Raw genomic sequence first — 264 nt, forward strand, 5'->3', positions numbered from 1 at the left:
GCGAGCCACGATTCGAGCCAGTGCAGCACGGCCGCCACCGGCGCGATCACGAGCAGCGCGACGACGAGCACGGGGCTCGCGTGGCCGGCCGACACCGCGCCGACCACCATCGCGCCGATCACGCCGACGCCGATGAACGCGAGCACGCGACCGATGCCGAACAGCACGGTCAGCACGACCTTGCCCTGCCACGGACGCACGAACCGCAGCAGCGTCTGCAAGGTTTCCGGCCAGCCGATCGTCGCCGCATCGTCGTTCAGCGGC

General features: G+C 71.2%; 1 protein-coding gene. It reads right to left on the reverse strand.

Features of this window, described 5'->3' with window-relative positions:
* Positions 1 to 264 (reverse strand): hypothetical protein (locus SB816_RS32495; RefSeq protein WP_410548312.1); only part of this gene is annotated, 264 nt, incomplete at both ends.

Origin of the sequence: Achromobacter sp. SIMBA_011 (genome assembly GCF_046535435.1) — a bacterium.
GTDB lineage: Bacteria > Pseudomonadota > Gammaproteobacteria > Burkholderiales > Burkholderiaceae_B > Achromobacter > Achromobacter dolens.